Here is a 14,922-nt window from a genome sequence, read left to right on the forward strand (position 1 = left end):
AATGAAATAGGGAAGACATAACTTAGCTGGCTTACGAAAAAGGCTAAGACGCATTTGTCATAATTATTTCATCCTTGAGACGTCTACGTTATATCGATTTGCCACCACTCGTCTGCATCCTTCTCCATTCGTGACCTGGAACGCAAGTCCAACCTGTTTCGGTTGATTTACGCCATCGCGTTGCGAGGTGGCAGTCGCTGTCTATACTCGGTTCTGAATGGAGTTAGCTGATGACGCCCGACTGCACATGCAGCAAGGCTCGGCGATTCAAGTTCGTAGTCTGAAAAAGCCGCTCCCTTGCCGCAGGTGAAAGCCGGCGGGATAAAAAGAACTATAAGGGGAACCCGCAATGATGCGACATCCACATGTCTGGATGGGCCTCCTGTTGTGGTCGATTTTCAGTCAGGCGCAAGCGGCCTGGACTGTGAATATGGCGCCTGGAGCGACTGAAATCAGTCACGCAGTATTCGATCTGCACATGACCATTTTCTGGATCTGTGTAGTGATCGGCATCATCGTCTTCGGCGCCATGTTCTGGTCGATGATCCTCCACCGCCGCTCTACCGGGCAGGTGGCCGCAAAATTTCATGAAAGCACCACCGTCGAAATCCTCTGGACCATCGTGCCCCTGCTTATTCTGGTGGCCATGGCGGTTCCCGCTACCGCGACCCTGATCAAGATGTACGACAACACGGAGCCGGATATCGATATCCAGGTCACCGGTTATCAGTGGAAGTGGCACTACAAATACCTGGGTCAGGACGTCGAGTTTTTCAGCAACCTGACCACCCCCGCCGATCAGATCCACAACAAGGAAACCAAGGGCGAGCATTACCTGCTGGAGGTCGACAAGCCGCTGGTGCTGCCGATCGGTGCCAAGGTGCGCTTTCTGGTGACCTCCGCCGACGTCATCCACTCCTGGTGGGTGCCGGCCTTCGCGGTCAAGCGCGATGCGATTCCGGGCTTCGTCAATGAATCCTGGACCCGTATCGAAAAGCCCGGCATCTACCGTGGCCAGTGCGCCGAGTTGTGCGGCAAGGACCACGGCTTCATGCCGATCGTAGTCGAGGTCAAGGAAAAGGCCGATTACGAAACCTGGCTGGGCGAACGCAAGGCAGAAGCCGCGCAACTTAAAGAGCTGACCAGCAAGGAATGGACCCTGGACGAGCTCAAGGAACGCGGCGACAAGGTCTATCACACCACCTGCGTGGCCTGTCACCAGGCCGAAGGCCAGGGTCTGCCGCCGATGTTCCCGGCACTCAAGGGCTCGAAAATCGCCACCGGACCGATCAAGGATCACCTGAGCCTTGTCTTCCACGGCAAGCCCGGCACCGCCATGGCGGCGTTCGGCAAGCAGCTCTCGGAAGTCGATATCGCAGCGGTCGTGACCTACGAACGTAACGCCTGGGGCAACAATAAAGGCGACATGGTCACCCCTAAAGAAGTGCTGGAGCTGAAACAGGCGGAAAGCAAATGACCCGGTCTATTGCGTACGTAAGGAACCGCTCGGGGCATGACGCCCCGGCCCGCCCAGCCCATCCGTTTGCAGGAGACAGGACATGACAGTTGTAGTCGATGACCATGTTCATACCGGCACCGCCCACGCCCACGGCCCCGCCAAAGGCCTGATGCGCTGGGTGCTGACCACCAACCACAAGGATATCGGCACACTGTACCTGTGGTTTGCGTTCTCCATGTTCCTGCTGGGCGGCTCGTTCGCCATGGTGATTCGTGCCGAGCTGTTCCAGCCGGGACTGCAAATCGTCCAGCCGGAATTCTTCAACCAGATGACCACCATGCACGGCCTGGTGATGGTGTTCGGTGCGGTGATGCCGGCCTTCGTCGGCCTCGCCAACTGGATGATCCCGTTGATGATCGGCGCGCCGGACATGGCCTTGCCGCGGATGAACAACTTCAGTTTCTGGCTGTTGCCGGCAGCGTTCCTGCTGCTGGTATCGACCCTGTTCACCCCCGGCGGCGGGCCGAACTTCGGCTGGACCTTCTATGCACCGCTGTCGACGACCTATGCGCCGGAAAGCGTGACGTTCTTCATCTTCGCCATCCACTTGATGGGGATCAGTTCGATCATGGGGGCGATCAACGTGATCGCGACCATTCTCAACCTGCGCGCCCCCGGCATGACGTTGATGAAAATGCCGCTGTTCGTCTGGACCTGGCTGATCACCGCGTTCCTGCTGATCGCGGTGATGCCGGTATTGGCCGGCTGCGTGACCATGATGCTGATGGACATCCACTTCGGCACCAGCTTCTTCAGTGCCGCCGGTGGCGGAGACCCTGTGTTGTTCCAGCATGTGTTCTGGTTCTTCGGTCACCCCGAGGTGTACATCATGATCCTGCCGGCCTTCGGTGCCGTCAGCTCGATCATTCCGGCCTTTTCGCGCAAGCCATTGTTCGGCTACACCTCGATGGTCTATGCGACGGCGAGTATTGCGTTCCTGTCGTTCATCGTCTGGGCGCACCACATGTTCGTGGTCGGCATTCCGCTGGTGGGCGAGTTGTTCTTCATGTACGCCACGCTGCTGATCGCGGTGCCCACCGGGGTCAAGGTGTTCAACTGGGCCAGCACCATGTGGCAAGGCTCGCTGACCTTCGAGACACCGATGCTGTTCGCCGTGGCGTTCGTCATCCTGTTCTCCATTGGCGGGTTCTCCGGGTTGATGCTGGCCATCGCCCCGGCGGACTTCCAGTACCAGGACACCTACTTCGTGGTCGCGCACTTCCATTACGTGCTGGTGCCGGGGGCGATCTTCGGGATCTTCGCCTCGGCCTACTACTGGATGCCGAAATGGACCGGCCACATGTACGACGAAACTCTCGGCAAGCTGCACTTCTGGCTCTCGTTCATCGGCATGAACATGGCGTTCTTCCCGATGCACTTCGTGGGCCTGGCGGGCATGCCGCGGCGGATTCCGGACTACAACCTGCAATTCGCCGACTTCAACATGGTGTCGTCGATCGGCGCGTTCATGTTTGGTGCCACGCAGATCTTCTTCCTGTTCATCGTGATCAAGACCATTCGCGGCGGCGAGCCGGCACCGGCCAAGCCGTGGGATGGGGCAGAAGGCCTGGAATGGAGCATTCCGTCGCCGGCGCCGTATCACACCTTCACCACGCCGCCGGAAGTGAAATGAACGCGCACCCCTATGTGGGAGCGACCCGATGTGGCGAGGGAGCTTGCTCCCGCTGGGTCGCGAAGCGGCCCCAAAAGCTTTGCGTCTGCTTCGCAGCCGAGCGGGAGCAAGCTCCCTCGCCACAAAGGCCCGCTCCAACAGTGTTATGCGTAGAGGCTGGAAATCATGGCTGATTCGATTTCGATGAAGAAACTGGTCACCCGCCTGTTGCTGGTGGTGGTGGCGATGTTTGTCTTCGGCTTTGCCCTGGTGCCGATCTACGACGTGATGTGCAAGGCGTTCGGCATCAATGGCAAAACCTCCGGGCAGTATGAAGGCGAGCAAACGGTCGACGCCTCGCGGCAGGTTCGCGTGCAGTTTCTGTCGACCAACGCCGCCGACATGACCTGGGATTTCTATCCCAAGAGTGATGAGCTGACCGCTCACCCGGGGGCGGTGAACGAGATGATTTTCATCGCCCACAACCCGACCGATCGCCCGATGAGCGCCCAGGCGGTGCCGAGCATCGCGCCCAGCGCAGCCGCGGCGTACTTCCACAAGACCGAATGTTTCTGCTTTACCCAGCAAGTGCTGCAGCCCGGCCAACGAATCGAGATGCCGGTACGGTTCATTGTTGACCGCGACATGCCCAAGGATGTGAAGCACCTGACGCTGTCCTACACGCTGTTCGATATCACCGCACGTCATCCTCCCGTGGCTGTTGCAGCAAGCACCGGCGGCTAGGCGTTAAAGCGTGCCCGATAAGGAGAACAATAAATGGCAACTCATGAACATTATTACGTTCCAGCCCAGAGCAAATGGCCGATTATCGCCACGGTCGGCATGCTGGTCACGGTGTTCGGCCTGGGCACCTGGTTCAACGACCTGAAGGCTGCGCGGCCGGAATCCCACGGCCCGCTGATCTTTTTTGTCGGCGGACTGCTGCTGGCCTACATGCTGTTCGGCTGGTTCGGTACGGTGATCAAGGAAAGTCGCCAAGGGCTGTACAGCGCACAGATGGACCGCTCGTTCCGCTGGGGCATGAGCTGGTTCATTTTCTCCGAGGTGATGTTCTTCATCGCTTTTTTCGGTGCGCTGTTTTATGTGCGTAACGTCGCAGGCCCGGCGCTGGGCGGTGAAGGCACCAAAGGCATCGCTCACATGTTGTGGCCGGCGTTTGAATTCACCTGGCCGCTGCTGAACAACCCGGACTCGAAACTCTTTCCTCCACCCAAGGAAGTCATCAGCCCCTGGGGTCTGCCGCTGCTCAATACCGTGCTGCTGGTGAGTTCCAGCGTCACCGTGACCATTGCTCACCATGCCTTGAAGAAAGGCCACCGCGGCGCACTGAAAATCTGGCTGGCGCTGACCGTGTTGCTCGGTTGCGCGTTCCTCGGTTTCCAGGCCGAAGAATACCTGCACGCCTACCACGAGCTGGGCCTGACCCTGGGCTCCGGCATCTACGGCGCGACCTTCTTCATGCTCACCGGTTTCCACGGCGCCCACGTGACCATCGGCACGATCATTCTGTTCGTGATGCTGATGCGGATCATGCGCGGTCACTTCGATGCCGACCACCAATTCGCCTTCGAGGCGGCGAGCTGGTACTGGCACTTCGTGGACGTGGTGTGGATCGGTCTGTTCGTTTTCGTCTACGTGCTCTGAGCCTTGGCTTTCATGACTACCAAGGCACGTGAGACACCAACTGGCCGCTGAAAAAACCCCAGGCGATCAAGCCGACAGTGGTGGCGGCCAGCGCAACACGAACACTCAAGGCGATGACCAGGCGATTCGAGTGGCTGTCGTCCTTGACCAGAAAAAACAGGCCGCTGAACAGGCTGACAACCGTGGCAATCAGCATCAGGACGATGGCTGCTTTGAGCATGGTGATACTCCGGGGGACAGGCGATGCATTTGAGTATAGCTATCGCGACTACCGACTTTCTGGCGACGCCATGAAACGCTTCCGGCCGGGCCTCGTGCCGACCCTGGTGGTCGCGATGCTGCTGCCTTTGCTGGTGTCACTCGGGTTCTGGCAGTTGAGCCGGGGCGCGGAGAAAAGCGTGCTGCTGCAAAGCTACGCCGAGCGCCGGGCGGCCGAACCGATGGTCAGCACTGAACTGCAACACACCGAAGATCCGGCCTTCCGCCGGGTTCGCCTGCACGGCCAGTTCGACGCCGAACACAGCCTGCTGCTGGACAACCGTCAGCGCGATGGCAAGGTCGGGGTCGAACTACTACAACCGTTTCAGGACCGGGCAACCGGGCTCTGGCTGCTGGTCAATCGCGGCTGGTTGCCGTGGCCGGATCGCCGCACACCGCCGTCATTCACCACACCGACTCAAGCATTGAGCCTCGACGCCTGGGTCTACGTCTCCCCCGGCGCAACGTTCCAATTGCACGCCGACCCAGACACCACGACCTGGCCACAACTGGTCACCGCCATTGAACCGGCCAGGCTCTGGGCGGCGCTTGACCGTGACGGTTACGCCTACGAATTACGCGCGCAAAGCGGTCCCGCGACCTACCAGGCCGATTGGCCGGTGGTGGCCATGGGGCCGGAAAAACACTTGGCTTATGCCGTGCAGTGGTTCGCCCTGTCGATAGCCCTGCTCGGCCTTTACCTCTATCTCGGCTGGCACAACGCAAAGGAGAAAAATAATGGGAGCGGCCATGAATCCACCCGGCATGTCTGAAGCGAAAACGCCGGTAAACCGTCGGCGCGGGCGCTTGCAGTTGTTACTGATCCTGTTGGGAGTGGTGGGTCCGATGATCCTCGCCACCGGCATGTACAAATTGCAGTTCTGGGTGCCAGAGGGCCGCAGTTATCACGGTGAACTGATCGGCAACGGCCAGACCCGCGCTGACATCGGCGTACCGGCGCAAGAAGACCGCTGGCAGTTGCTGGTGACGGCGCCCAAGGACTGTTCAGTGGACTGCCAGCAACTGGTGTATCTGGCGCGCCAGATCCAGATCGGCCTCGGTCGCGATGCCTCCCGCGCCAGCCATGCGCTGGCCATCGCGCAGCCGCTGAACAGCGATTACGCGACTAAACTTCAACGAGAGTACCCGCAGCTGCAACGTTATTCACTGGACCTGCCGACCTATATCAAAGGCGCTCAGAGCAATGACACGCCGCACCTGTGGATCATCGACCCTCACGGCAATCTGGTGCTGCGCTACGACCCGACGGCGAAGGGCAAGGACCTGCTCAACGACCTGCGCCATTTGCTGAAACTGTCGAACATCGGATAAGGGCATCGTCATGGCCAAACCTGGATTTCGCCTCGCGCTGTTTGCCACCTTGCTGGCACTGATTGTGGTCTTGCTCGGCGCCTACACACGCCTGACTCACGCTGGCCTTGGCTGTCCGGACTGGCCCGGCTGCTACGGCTTTATCAGCGTGCCGAACAGCGAAGCCCAACTGGCCCATGCCGAACTGCATTTTCCCGATACGCCGGTAGAAGCCCACAAAGGCTGGAACGAGATGCTTCACCGCTACTTCGCCGGCACATTGGGGCTGTTGATCACGGTGCTGGCGGGCCGCGCCTGGACCCATCGTCATCACCCGGGGCAGCCGGTGAAATTACCGTTGTTCTTGCTGGCGGTGGTGTTCGCCCAAGCGGCGTTCGGCATGTGGACGGTGACGCTCAAGCTCTGGCCGCAAGTGGTCACCGGGCATTTGCTCGGCGGCTTTGCGACCTTGAGCCTATTGTTTCTGCTGACCTTGCGCCTGTCCGGCGTATTGCCGGCGCTGACCGTGCCCCGGCGTTTGCAGCGCTGGGCGACCGCAGGGTTGCTGCTGGTGATCCTGCAAATTGCCCTTGGTGGCTGGGTCAGCTCCAATTATGCGGCGGTGGCCTGCATCGACTTTCCGACCTGCCACGGACAATGGCTGCCACCCACTGATTTCGCCAACGGCTTTCACCTGACCCAACACATCGGCCCCAATTATCTGGGCGGGCAACTGGACAGCGATGCCCGCACCGCGATTCACCTGACGCACCGTATCGGCGCGCTACTGGTCACCCTCGTTCTGCTCGGTCTGGCCTGGCAACTGAAGGTCGTCGGCATGACGCGTCTGGCCGCCACGGTGCTGATCGCCCTGGCCGCACAAATCACCCTGGGCATCAGCAACGTGGTGTTTCACTTGCCACTGCCGGTGGCTGTCGCCCACAACGCCGGTGGCGCAGCGCTGCTGCTGACGATGGTGCTGGTCAATTATCACGCGCGAACCAGTCTGGTTCGGGTCAAGCATCAGCCCCCTGTGCGCTGGCGTCTCAGCCTTCGTAAACACTCGGCCGGGCCCATAACAATAAAAGGAGAAATGCCATGGCGACCCTGATCGGCGAACGTCACAGTCAGGCAATCTGGCGCGATTACCTGGAGCTGACCAAGCCGAAAGTGGTGGTGCTGATGCTCATCACCTCGCTGGTCGGCATGTTCCTCGCGACGCGCGCCGGGGTGCCGTGGACGGTGTTGGTGTTCGGCAATCTGGGGATTGCCTTGTGTGCCGGCGGTGCGGCGGCGGTCAACCATGTGGTGGACCGGCGCATCGACGCTGTCATGGCCCGGACCCACAAGCGGCCCTTGGCCGAAGGTCGGGTATCTCCGAGCGCCGCGCTGACTTTCGCTCTGGTGCTGGCGCTGCTCGGCCAGGCTTTACTGCTTACCTTCACCAACCCGTTGACGGCATGGTTGACCCTCGCGTCATTGCTCGGTTATGCCGTGGTTTACACCGGGTTCCTGAAACGTGCGACGCCGCAGAACATCGTCATCGGCGGCCTCGCTGGTGCGGCCCCACCGCTGCTCGGCTGGACCGCCGCCACCGGTCATGTCAGTGCCGAACCGTTGCTGCTGGTGCTGATCATCTTCGCCTGGACCCCGCCGCACTTCTGGGCGCTGGCGATTCATCGCAAAGAGGAATACGCCAAGGCTGACATTCCGATGCTGCCGGTGACCCACGGCGAGCACTACACCAAAGTCCACATCCTGCTTTATACCTTTGCGCTACTGGCCGTCAGCCTGATGCCCTACGTGATCCACATGAGCGGCGTGCTCTACCTGATTTGTGCCCTCGCACTGGGCGCGAGGTTTCTGCAATGGGCCGTGGTGCTGTACCGTGGCACTCGGCCGCACGCGGCGATCAACACGTTCAAGTACTCTATTTACTACTTGTTCCTGCTGTTTATCGCGCTGCTCGTAGACCACTACTTACTGTTGAACCTATGACTCGAACCCAGAAAACCGTCTTCATTCTCGTCGCCTTGATCGCGCTGATCCTGGGCCTGACCATCAACAAAGTACTGACCGGAAAAAACCAGGGCGACCCGACGGCACTGATCGATGCGGGAATCATCCTGTTGCCCCAAAGCCGTAACCTGCCGGACGTTAAGATGACCGATCAGGACGGTAAGCCAGTGGCGGTCAACGAGCTCAAAGGCAAATGGAGTCTGCTGTTCTTCGGCTACACCTTCTGCCCGGACATCTGCCCGACCACCCTCGCCCAGCTGCGGCAGATCAAGAGCGAACTGCCAGCGGATTCGGTGGACAAGTTGCAGATCGTTTTGGTCAGCGTCGACCCGAACCGCGACACGCCCAAGCAACTCAAGCAATACCTGGGCTACTTCGATCCGCAATTTATCGGGCTGACTGCGTCCTCGGTCGAAGACCTTCAGAAACTCGCCAATGCGGTGAGTATTCCGTACATTCCGGCTGACACCAGCAAGCCTAATTACACCGTCGACCACAGCGGCAACCTCGCGGTGATCGGCCCGGACGGGACTCAACGCGGGTTCATTCGTGCACCGTTGAACAACCAGAAACTGGTGGCGCAATTGCCGGTGATGCTCAAGCGCGAATAACCAACACAATACCCTGTGGGGGCGGGCTTGCTCGTGAAGAGGCCATAACATCCAACATCAATGTTGACTGTTACACCGCTTTCGCGAGCAAGCCCGCTCCCACAGGTACGGTGTTTCAGGCACAAAAAAGGGGCGCAGTGATTGCGCCCCTTTTTTCGTTTACATCAGCTGATCAGAACGCCGGCAATACCGCGCCTTTGTATTTCTCGAGAATGAAGGCTTTCACTTCCGGGCTGTGCAGGGCAGCAACCAGTTTCTGCATCGCGGCGCTGTCCTTGTCGTCCGGACGGGCAACGAGGATGTTCACGTACGGCGAGTCGTTGCCTTCGATGACCAGCGCATCCTTGGACGGATCAAGCTTGGCTTCCAGCGCGTAGTTGGTATTGATCAGCGCCAGGTCGACCTGGGTCAGCACGCGCGGGATGGTCGCGGCTTCCAGTTCACGGAATTTCAGGTCCTTGGTGTTCTCGGTGATGTCCTTCACGGTCGACAGGATGTTGTTCGAATCCTTCAACTTGATCAGGCCAGCCTTCGCCAGCAGCAACAGCGCACGACCACCGTTGGTGGCGTCGTTCGGAATCACCACGTTGGCGCCGCCCGGCAGCTCGGTCAGCGCTTTGTACTTGCTGGAGTAAGCGCCCAGCGGCTCCAGATGCACACCGGCAACGCTGACGAGGTTGGTGCCCTTGGCTTTGTTGAACTCATCCAGATATGGCTGGTGCTGGAAGAAGTTGGCGTCCAGACGCTTCTCGGCCACCTGCACGTTCGGCTGGATGTAGTCGGTGAAGACTTTGACCTTCAGGTCCACGCCTTCTTTGGCCAGGGCCGGTTTAACAAACTCGAGGATTTCCGCGTGAGGCACCGGGGTGGCCGCGACGGTCAGGGTGTCGGCAGCGTGTGCGGAAAAGGCTGCAACGGCAGCGAACGCGACGAGTAGTTTTTTCATTCAGCTAACTCCTTGTGAGGCGCCCGTTTGGCGCCTGCCAGCGAATGGCCGGCTCATGACTTATTTACGTGAGAAGTGGACAACCAATTTGTCGCCAACGGTTTGCAGCACTTGAACCAGCATCAGCAGCAACACCACCGTCACAACCATCACATCCGTCTGGAAGCGCTGGTAACCGAAACGGATCGCCAGGTCGCCCAGGCCGCCAGCGCCGACCACACCGGCCATTGCCGTGTAGGACACCAGTGTAATCGCTGTCACCGTAATCGCCGCGAAGATGCCCGGTCGGGCTTCCGGCAGCAAGGCATTGATGATGATCTGACGTGTCGTCGCGCCCATGGCCTGGGTCGCCTCGATGATGCCGCGATCCACTTCACGCAGGGCGGTTTCCACCAGTCGTGCGAAGAACGGCGTGGCGCCCACCACCAAGGGTGGAATCGCACCGGCGACCCCCAGGGAGGTGCCTGTGATCAACACGGTGAACGGAATCATCACGATCAGCAAAATGATGAACGGCAGCGAACGCAAAATGTTCACCACCAACGACAGCATCGCGTAGACACCTTTGGCTTCCAGCAACTGGCGCGGGCTGCACAGAAACAACAACACGCCCAGCGGCAGGCCCAACAGCACCGTGAACAACAGCGAACCACCGAGCATCAGCAGGGTGTCGCAGGTGGCCAGCCAGATTTCGTACCAGTCGATATTGGAGAAGAAACTCATCAGGACTTCCATCAGCGCAGCACCTCCATGTGGACGTCAGCTGCAGTGAAGTGAGCAAATGCCGCTTCCATATCGCCACCGGTGACGGCCAGGGTCAATTGCCCGTAAGGCACGTCTTTGATGCGATCGATACGACCGGCCAGAATGCTGTAGTCCACACCCGTTTCCCGGGCGACGGTACCCAGCAACGGCGCGTAGGTCGCTTCGCCCTGGAAGGTCAGACGCACAATGCGCCCCGGTACGTGAGCGAAGTCGTCGCGCTGTTCGCTTTCGTCGATTTGCTCGTCTTCCTGCACGAAGCGCTTGGTGGTCGGATGCTTGGGATGCAGGAACACCTCGGCCACCGAACCTTGCTCGACGATCTTGCCGGCATCCATCACCGCCACCTGATCGCAGACCCGACGGATCACATCCATTTCGTGGGTGATCAGGACGATGGTCAGTTTCAGCTCGCGGTTGATCTCGGCCAGCAGTTGCAGGACCGACGCCGTGGTTTGCGGGTCCAGGGCACTGGTGGCTTCATCGCACAGCAGGATTTTCGGTTTGGTTGCCAGGGCGCGGGCGATGCCGACACGCTGCTTCTGACCACCGGACAGTTGCGCCGGGTACTTTTTCGCATGGTCAGACAGGCCGACCCGCGCCAGCAACTCCGCCACACGCCGGTCGATTTCGCTACGGGACAGTTCACCGGCGAGGGTCAGCGGCAGCGCGACATTGTCGGCCACGGTTTTGGACGCCAGCAGGTTGAAGTGCTGGAAAATCATCCCGACCTGCTGACGGAAGCGCCGCAGGCTGTTGGCGTCCAGCGCGGTGACTTCTTCGTCATCGACGATGATCTTGCCGCCACTGGAGTTTTCCAGGCGATTGATCAGACGCAGCAGGGTACTTTTTCCCGCGCCGGAATGGCCGATCAGGCCAAAGACCTGACCATTCTCAATCGTCAGACTGGTCGGATGCAGGGCGGGAATATCCTTACCGGCGACGCGGTAAGTTTTGTGGACGTTTTGAAACTCGATCACGTAGCGAACCTTGTGGGGCGCGTTAGAAAAGGATCAGCGGTTAGCCGGGCGCGCATTTTAGCCTGTCCGTATAGAGGTTCTTAGCATTTATTTCGCATTCAACCAGCGATTTGGCAATAAGGCGATCAAAGGTCAGAAAAAAGGAACGGCGCAAACTCCCCATCGGTCACTGATTAAGTAACTCGAGAATGCCTGGATGCCGTGTCTGGGCAATGGCTCATAAGCCTTGGTCCGACGGGAATCGCAACGAGGAGTTTACGTCTGATGAATACTAAAAAGCCTGCCGCCCCCAAAAGCGCACTGGCCGGGACCGATACCCTGGACCGCGGCAACACCAATACCAAGCTCGACAGCCTGGAAAAATTTCGCTCCGATGCCACCGAACAGGCCTTGCGTACCAACCAGGGCGTGAAGGTCGCGGACAATCAGAACACGTTGAAGGCAGGCGCCCGCGGGCCGTCGTTGCTGGAAGACTTCATCATGCGTGAAAAGATCACGCACTTTGACCATGAACGCATTCCCGAGCGCATCGTCCATGCCCGCGGCACCGGTGCCCATGGTTACTTCCAGGCGTACGAAACCCATTCCGTACTGACCAAGGCCGGATTCCTACAAGACCCACATCAAAAGACTCCGGTTTTTGTGCGCTTTTCCACGGTGCAAGGTCCGCGCGGGTCAGGCGATACCGTGCGGGACGTACGAGGTTTCGCGGTGAAGTTTTTCACCGACGAAGGCAACTTCGATCTGGTGGGTAACAACATGCCGGTGTTCTTCATTCAGGATGCGATCAAGTTTCCTGACTTCGTACATGCGGTAAAACCCGAACCCCACAACGAGATTCCTACTGGCGGCTCAGCCCACGATACTTTCTGGGACTTTGTTTCCCTGGTGCCGGAATCCGCGCACATGGTGATGTGGACCATGTCCGACCGGGCGATCCCCAAAAGCCTGCGCACCATGCAGGGCTTCGGCGTGCATACGTTTCGCATGATCAATGCCGAAGGCAAAGCACGCTTCGTCAAATTCCACTGGCGCCCCGCCGCCGGCACCTGCTCGTTGGTATGGGATGAGGCGCAGAAACTCGCCGGTAAAGACACCGACTTCCACCGTCGTGATCTCTGGGAGTCCATCGAGACAGGGGACTACCCGGAATGGGAATTGGGCGTACAGGTTATCGAGGAGGAAAACGAACATGCCTTCGATTTCGACCTTCTCGATCCAACCAAGATCATTCCTGAGGAAGTCGTGCCGATCACTCCGCTGGGCAAGATGGTGCTCAACCGCAATCCGGACAACTTCTTCGCCGAGACCGAGCAGGTTGCCTTCTGCCCCGGGCATATCGTGCCGGGGATCGACTTCTCCAATGACCCGTTGCTGCAAGGTCGGTTGTTTTCCTACACCGATACGCAGATCAGCCGACTGGGTGGGCCGAATTTTCATGAGATCCCGATCAACCGTCCGGTTTCACCATTCCACAACGGTCAACGAGATGCGCAGCACCGCACCACCATCGACAAGGGACGCGCTTCCTACGAGCCGAACTCCATTGACAGCGGCTGGCCGAAGGAAACCCCACCGGCAGCGCAGGACGGCGGCTTCGAGACTTATCCGGAGCGGATCGACGCTGCAAAAATCCGTCAGCGCAGCGAGTCGTTCAGCGACCACTTCTCCCAAGCGCGGCTGTTCTTCCACAGCATGAGCAAGCACGAGCAGGAACACATCATCGCCGCTTACAGCTTTGAGCTGGGCAAGGTCGAACGCGAATTTATTCGTGTGCGGCAGGTGAATGAGATCCTGGCCAATATCGATCTGGAACTGGCCAAACGCGTGGCACAGAACCTGGGCTTGCCGGTACCGATGGCCGGAACGGTCGAGGTGCGTAAAACTTCACTCGACCACTCCCCCGCCCTGAGCCAGGCCAACCTGCTGTCAGGAGATATCAAAACCCGAAAAGTGGCCATTCTGGCGGCCAACGGGGTGGATGGTGCCGCGATTGATGCACTGAAGAAGGCTCTGATGGCCGAAGGCGCGCACACCAAACTGCTCGGCCCGACCTCGGCCCCCGTGACAACCGCCGATGGCAAAGCACTGCCGGTGGATGCGTCGATGGAAGGTTTGCCTTCTGTAGCGTTCGACGCCGTGTTCGTGCCGGGTGGCGCGGCGTCGATCAAGGCGCTGAGTGCCGATGGCGTAGCGCTGCATTATCTGCTGGAGGCGTACAAGCATTTGAAGGCCATCGCGCTGCATGGCGAAGCGAAGCAGTTGCTGGATGTGTTGAAGCTAGAGGTTGATGCGGGATTGATCGTGGGTACAGATACCAAGCTGTTCAAGGCGTTTTTTGCCGCGATCGGGCAGCATCGGGTTTGGGAGAGGGAGCCAAAGGCCAAGGCGGTTCCAGCTTAAGGATTTTTATCGAACAGGAGGACGTCTTCGCGGCAAGCCTCGCTCCTACAGGTGCAGCGTAAACCCTGTAGGAGCGAGGCTTGCCGCGAAGCATTTAAGGCTTACGCGGACTCAAAACCACCTGCGCCGGAATGTTGCGCAGAATCTGCTTCTCCAGCTTCAGATCAAACTCCGAATCCAGCTTCTTCACCCGTTTGGTCAGCAGCGTGGCCAACCATGGGTAATCCTGGGTGCGCGGAGCCTGAATGCTCACGTCGCACTGATAATTCACCACATCGGCGGCGATGGCATCCAGTTGGCGACGAAGCTTGCTCATATCGGTGAGGTTCAATGCCACCGTGGTGCTTTCAGCCGTGGGGTCGATGACTTTGGCCTGAGGTTTGGCTTCGGCAGCCTTGAGAGCCGCTTCGGCTTTATCCAGTTCAGCCTTGCGGGCATGGGCAATGGCGCTATTGACGCCACCGGTCAGTGCCGGGGCCTTGGGCATCAGCACCCGGGCACGGCTGAGGGCGGTGGCTGCTGCATTCACATCACCTTTTTGCAACACGATCTGGCTACGCAGCAAATAAGCTTCGGCCAATTGCCGCTGGTATTGCTCGAGGGATTGATCGTTGGGCGACTCGGCCTGTAAGGCTGCCAATTGTCCTTCGGCGGTGGCCAGCTCGCTGCTGGCCAGGCTTTGTTCCAGCTGTGCAATAGCCGTGGCCCGCGCATCGGGGGCCTCGGTGGCCGCCGGTGGCGTGCTTTGGCAAGCGCCCAGCAGCAGCGAAAATGCGACAAGGAGCAGATAACGGGAGGCGAACAGCTTCATTCCTGCGACTCTCTATTTGCGCAAA

General features: G+C 59.3%; 15 protein-coding genes. 10 read left to right on the forward strand and 5 right to left on the reverse strand.

Translation table 11 applies throughout. The features are described from left to right. Positions 1 to 349: 349 nt before the first annotated feature. The 4 genes from coxB to BK662_RS03985 all read left to right on the forward strand — a co-directional run bounded on the left by coxB (position 350) and on the right by BK662_RS03985 (position 4,796). Entirely contained in the window at positions 350 to 1,477 is a 1,128-nt protein-coding gene (gene coxB / locus BK662_RS03970; RefSeq protein ID WP_123356895.1) for a cytochrome c oxidase subunit II, read from the forward strand. An 82-nt stretch (positions 1,478 to 1,559) separates the two neighbouring features. Continuing rightward, positions 1,560 to 3,152: a cytochrome c oxidase subunit I gene (gene ctaD / locus BK662_RS03975; RefSeq protein ID WP_123356897.1), complete on the forward strand. Its 1,593-nt coding sequence runs from the start codon at positions 1,560 to 1,562 to the stop codon at positions 3,150 to 3,152. A 165-nt stretch (positions 3,153 to 3,317) separates the two neighbouring features. After that, positions 3,318 to 3,875 carry a cytochrome c oxidase assembly protein gene (locus BK662_RS03980; RefSeq protein ID WP_123356899.1) on the forward strand — a complete coding sequence of 186 codons (558 nt, stop codon included), beginning with the start codon at positions 3,318 to 3,320 and terminating at the stop codon, positions 3,873 to 3,875. A gap of 33 nt (positions 3,876 to 3,908) precedes the next feature. Continuing rightward, positions 3,909 to 4,796, forward strand: a complete 888-nt coding sequence (locus tag BK662_RS03985) for a cytochrome c oxidase subunit 3 (RefSeq protein ID WP_123356901.1) — start codon at positions 3,909 to 3,911, stop codon at positions 4,794 to 4,796. Positions 4,797 to 4,812: 16 nt separating this feature from the next. On the opposite strand, the gene BK662_RS03990 is transcribed toward BK662_RS03985, so the two are convergent. Then, positions 4,813 to 5,016: a twin transmembrane helix small protein gene (locus tag BK662_RS03990; RefSeq protein ID WP_030129650.1), complete on the reverse strand. Its 204-nt coding sequence runs from the start codon at positions 5,014 to 5,016 to the stop codon at positions 4,813 to 4,815. Positions 5,017 to 5,086: 70 nt separating this feature from the next. On the opposite strand from BK662_RS03990, the gene BK662_RS03995 reads away from it, so the two are divergent. Genes BK662_RS03995 through BK662_RS04015 form a run of 5 tightly spaced genes read left to right on the forward strand, consistent with a single transcriptional unit; the run spans position 5,087 to position 8,995 of the window. Beyond that, positions 5,087 to 5,827 (forward strand): SURF1 family protein, encoded by a 741-nt coding sequence (locus BK662_RS03995; protein ID WP_123356904.1) that lies wholly within the window; start codon positions 5,087 to 5,089, stop codon positions 5,825 to 5,827. Continuing rightward, positions 5,793 to 6,386: a PA_0111/PP_0108 family redox-active disulfide protein gene (locus tag BK662_RS04000; protein ID WP_123356906.1), complete on the forward strand. Its 594-nt coding sequence runs from the start codon at positions 5,793 to 5,795 to the stop codon at positions 6,384 to 6,386. The genes BK662_RS03995 and BK662_RS04000 overlap by 35 nt, the downstream gene beginning before the upstream one ends. Before the next feature lie 10 nt (positions 6,387 to 6,396). Next, positions 6,397 to 7,476, forward strand: a complete 1,080-nt coding sequence (locus BK662_RS04005; protein ID WP_123356908.1) for a COX15/CtaA family protein — start codon at positions 6,397 to 6,399, stop codon at positions 7,474 to 7,476. Next, complete coding sequence (gene cyoE, locus BK662_RS04010; RefSeq protein ID WP_123356910.1) at positions 7,464 to 8,363, forward strand: heme o synthase; 900 nt, start codon at positions 7,464 to 7,466, stop codon at positions 8,361 to 8,363. The genes BK662_RS04005 and cyoE overlap by 13 nt, the downstream gene beginning before the upstream one ends. Further along, entirely contained in the window at positions 8,360 to 8,995 is a 636-nt protein-coding gene (locus BK662_RS04015) for an SCO family protein (protein ID WP_123356912.1), read from the forward strand. The genes cyoE and BK662_RS04015 overlap by 4 nt, the downstream gene beginning before the upstream one ends. Before the next feature lie 172 nt (positions 8,996 to 9,167). On the opposite strand, the gene BK662_RS04025 is transcribed toward BK662_RS04015, so the two are convergent. Genes BK662_RS04025 through BK662_RS04035 form a run of 3 tightly spaced genes read right to left on the reverse strand, consistent with a single transcriptional unit; the run spans position 9,168 to position 11,683 of the window. Further along, the gene (locus tag BK662_RS04025) at positions 9,168 to 9,941 is read right to left on the reverse strand and encodes a MetQ/NlpA family ABC transporter substrate-binding protein (protein ID WP_123356916.1); all 774 of its coding nucleotides are present in this window, start codon (positions 9,939 to 9,941) and stop codon (positions 9,168 to 9,170) included. A 60-nt stretch (positions 9,942 to 10,001) separates the two neighbouring features. Next, positions 10,002 to 10,676 carry a methionine ABC transporter permease gene (locus BK662_RS04030; protein ID WP_052963571.1) on the reverse strand — a complete coding sequence of 225 codons (675 nt, stop codon included), beginning with the start codon at positions 10,674 to 10,676 and terminating at the stop codon, positions 10,002 to 10,004. Continuing rightward, positions 10,676 to 11,683: a methionine ABC transporter ATP-binding protein gene (locus BK662_RS04035; RefSeq protein ID WP_123356918.1), complete on the reverse strand. Its 1,008-nt coding sequence runs from the start codon at positions 11,681 to 11,683 to the stop codon at positions 10,676 to 10,678. Before BK662_RS04035 ends, BK662_RS04030 begins: the two co-directional genes overlap by 1 nt. 264 nt (positions 11,684 to 11,947) lie before the next feature. Here BK662_RS04035 and katE point away from each other — a divergent pair, with 264 nt between their 5' ends. Then, a complete protein-coding gene (gene katE / locus BK662_RS04040) occupies positions 11,948 to 14,086 on the forward strand; it encodes a catalase HPII (protein WP_123356920.1) in 2,139 nt (712 codons plus the stop codon). A 94-nt stretch (positions 14,087 to 14,180) separates the two neighbouring features. Here the strand turns inward: katE and BK662_RS04045 are convergent, their stop codons facing one another. Beyond that, complete coding sequence (locus BK662_RS04045) at positions 14,181 to 14,897, reverse strand: PA5502 family lipoprotein (RefSeq protein ID WP_123356922.1); 717 nt, start codon at positions 14,895 to 14,897, stop codon at positions 14,181 to 14,183. Positions 14,898 to 14,922: the final 25 nt, after the last annotated feature.

Origin of the sequence: Pseudomonas frederiksbergensis, from assembly GCF_003732275.1 — a bacterium.
GTDB lineage: Bacteria > Pseudomonadota > Gammaproteobacteria > Pseudomonadales > Pseudomonadaceae > Aquipseudomonas > Aquipseudomonas frederiksbergensis_H.

Bases quoted from the DNA above. Each gene is read 5' to 3' on its own strand.
- coxB (WP_123356895.1), top strand. From the start codon at position 350: ATGATGCGACATCCACATGTCTGGATGGGCCTCCTGTTGTGGTCGATT.
- ctaD (WP_123356897.1), top strand. From the start codon at position 1,560: ATGACAGTTGTAGTCGATGACCATGTTCATACCGGCACCGCCCACGCC.
- BK662_RS03980 (WP_123356899.1), top strand. From the start codon at position 3,318: ATGGCTGATTCGATTTCGATGAAGAAACTGGTCACCCGCCTGTTGCTG.
- BK662_RS03985 (WP_123356901.1), top strand. From the start codon at position 3,909: ATGGCAACTCATGAACATTATTACGTTCCAGCCCAGAGCAAATGGCCG.
- BK662_RS03990 (WP_030129650.1), bottom strand. From the start codon at position 5,016: ATGCTCAAAGCAGCCATCGTCCTGATGCTGATTGCCACGGTTGTCAGC.
- BK662_RS03995 (WP_123356904.1), top strand. From the start codon at position 5,087: ATGAAACGCTTCCGGCCGGGCCTCGTGCCGACCCTGGTGGTCGCGATG.
- BK662_RS04000 (WP_123356906.1), top strand. From the start codon at position 5,793: ATGGGAGCGGCCATGAATCCACCCGGCATGTCTGAAGCGAAAACGCCG.
- BK662_RS04005 (WP_123356908.1), top strand. From the start codon at position 6,397: ATGGCCAAACCTGGATTTCGCCTCGCGCTGTTTGCCACCTTGCTGGCA.
- cyoE (WP_123356910.1), top strand. From the start codon at position 7,464: ATGGCGACCCTGATCGGCGAACGTCACAGTCAGGCAATCTGGCGCGAT.
- BK662_RS04015 (WP_123356912.1), top strand. From the start codon at position 8,360: ATGACTCGAACCCAGAAAACCGTCTTCATTCTCGTCGCCTTGATCGCG.
- BK662_RS04025 (WP_123356916.1), bottom strand. From the start codon at position 9,941: ATGAAAAAACTACTCGTCGCGTTCGCTGCCGTTGCAGCCTTTTCCGCA.
- BK662_RS04030 (WP_052963571.1), bottom strand. From the start codon at position 10,676: ATGGAAGTCCTGATGAGTTTCTTCTCCAATATCGACTGGTACGAAATC.
- katE (WP_123356920.1), top strand. From the start codon at position 11,948: ATGAATACTAAAAAGCCTGCCGCCCCCAAAAGCGCACTGGCCGGGACC.
- BK662_RS04045 (WP_123356922.1), bottom strand. From the start codon at position 14,897: ATGAAGCTGTTCGCCTCCCGTTATCTGCTCCTTGTCGCATTTTCGCTG.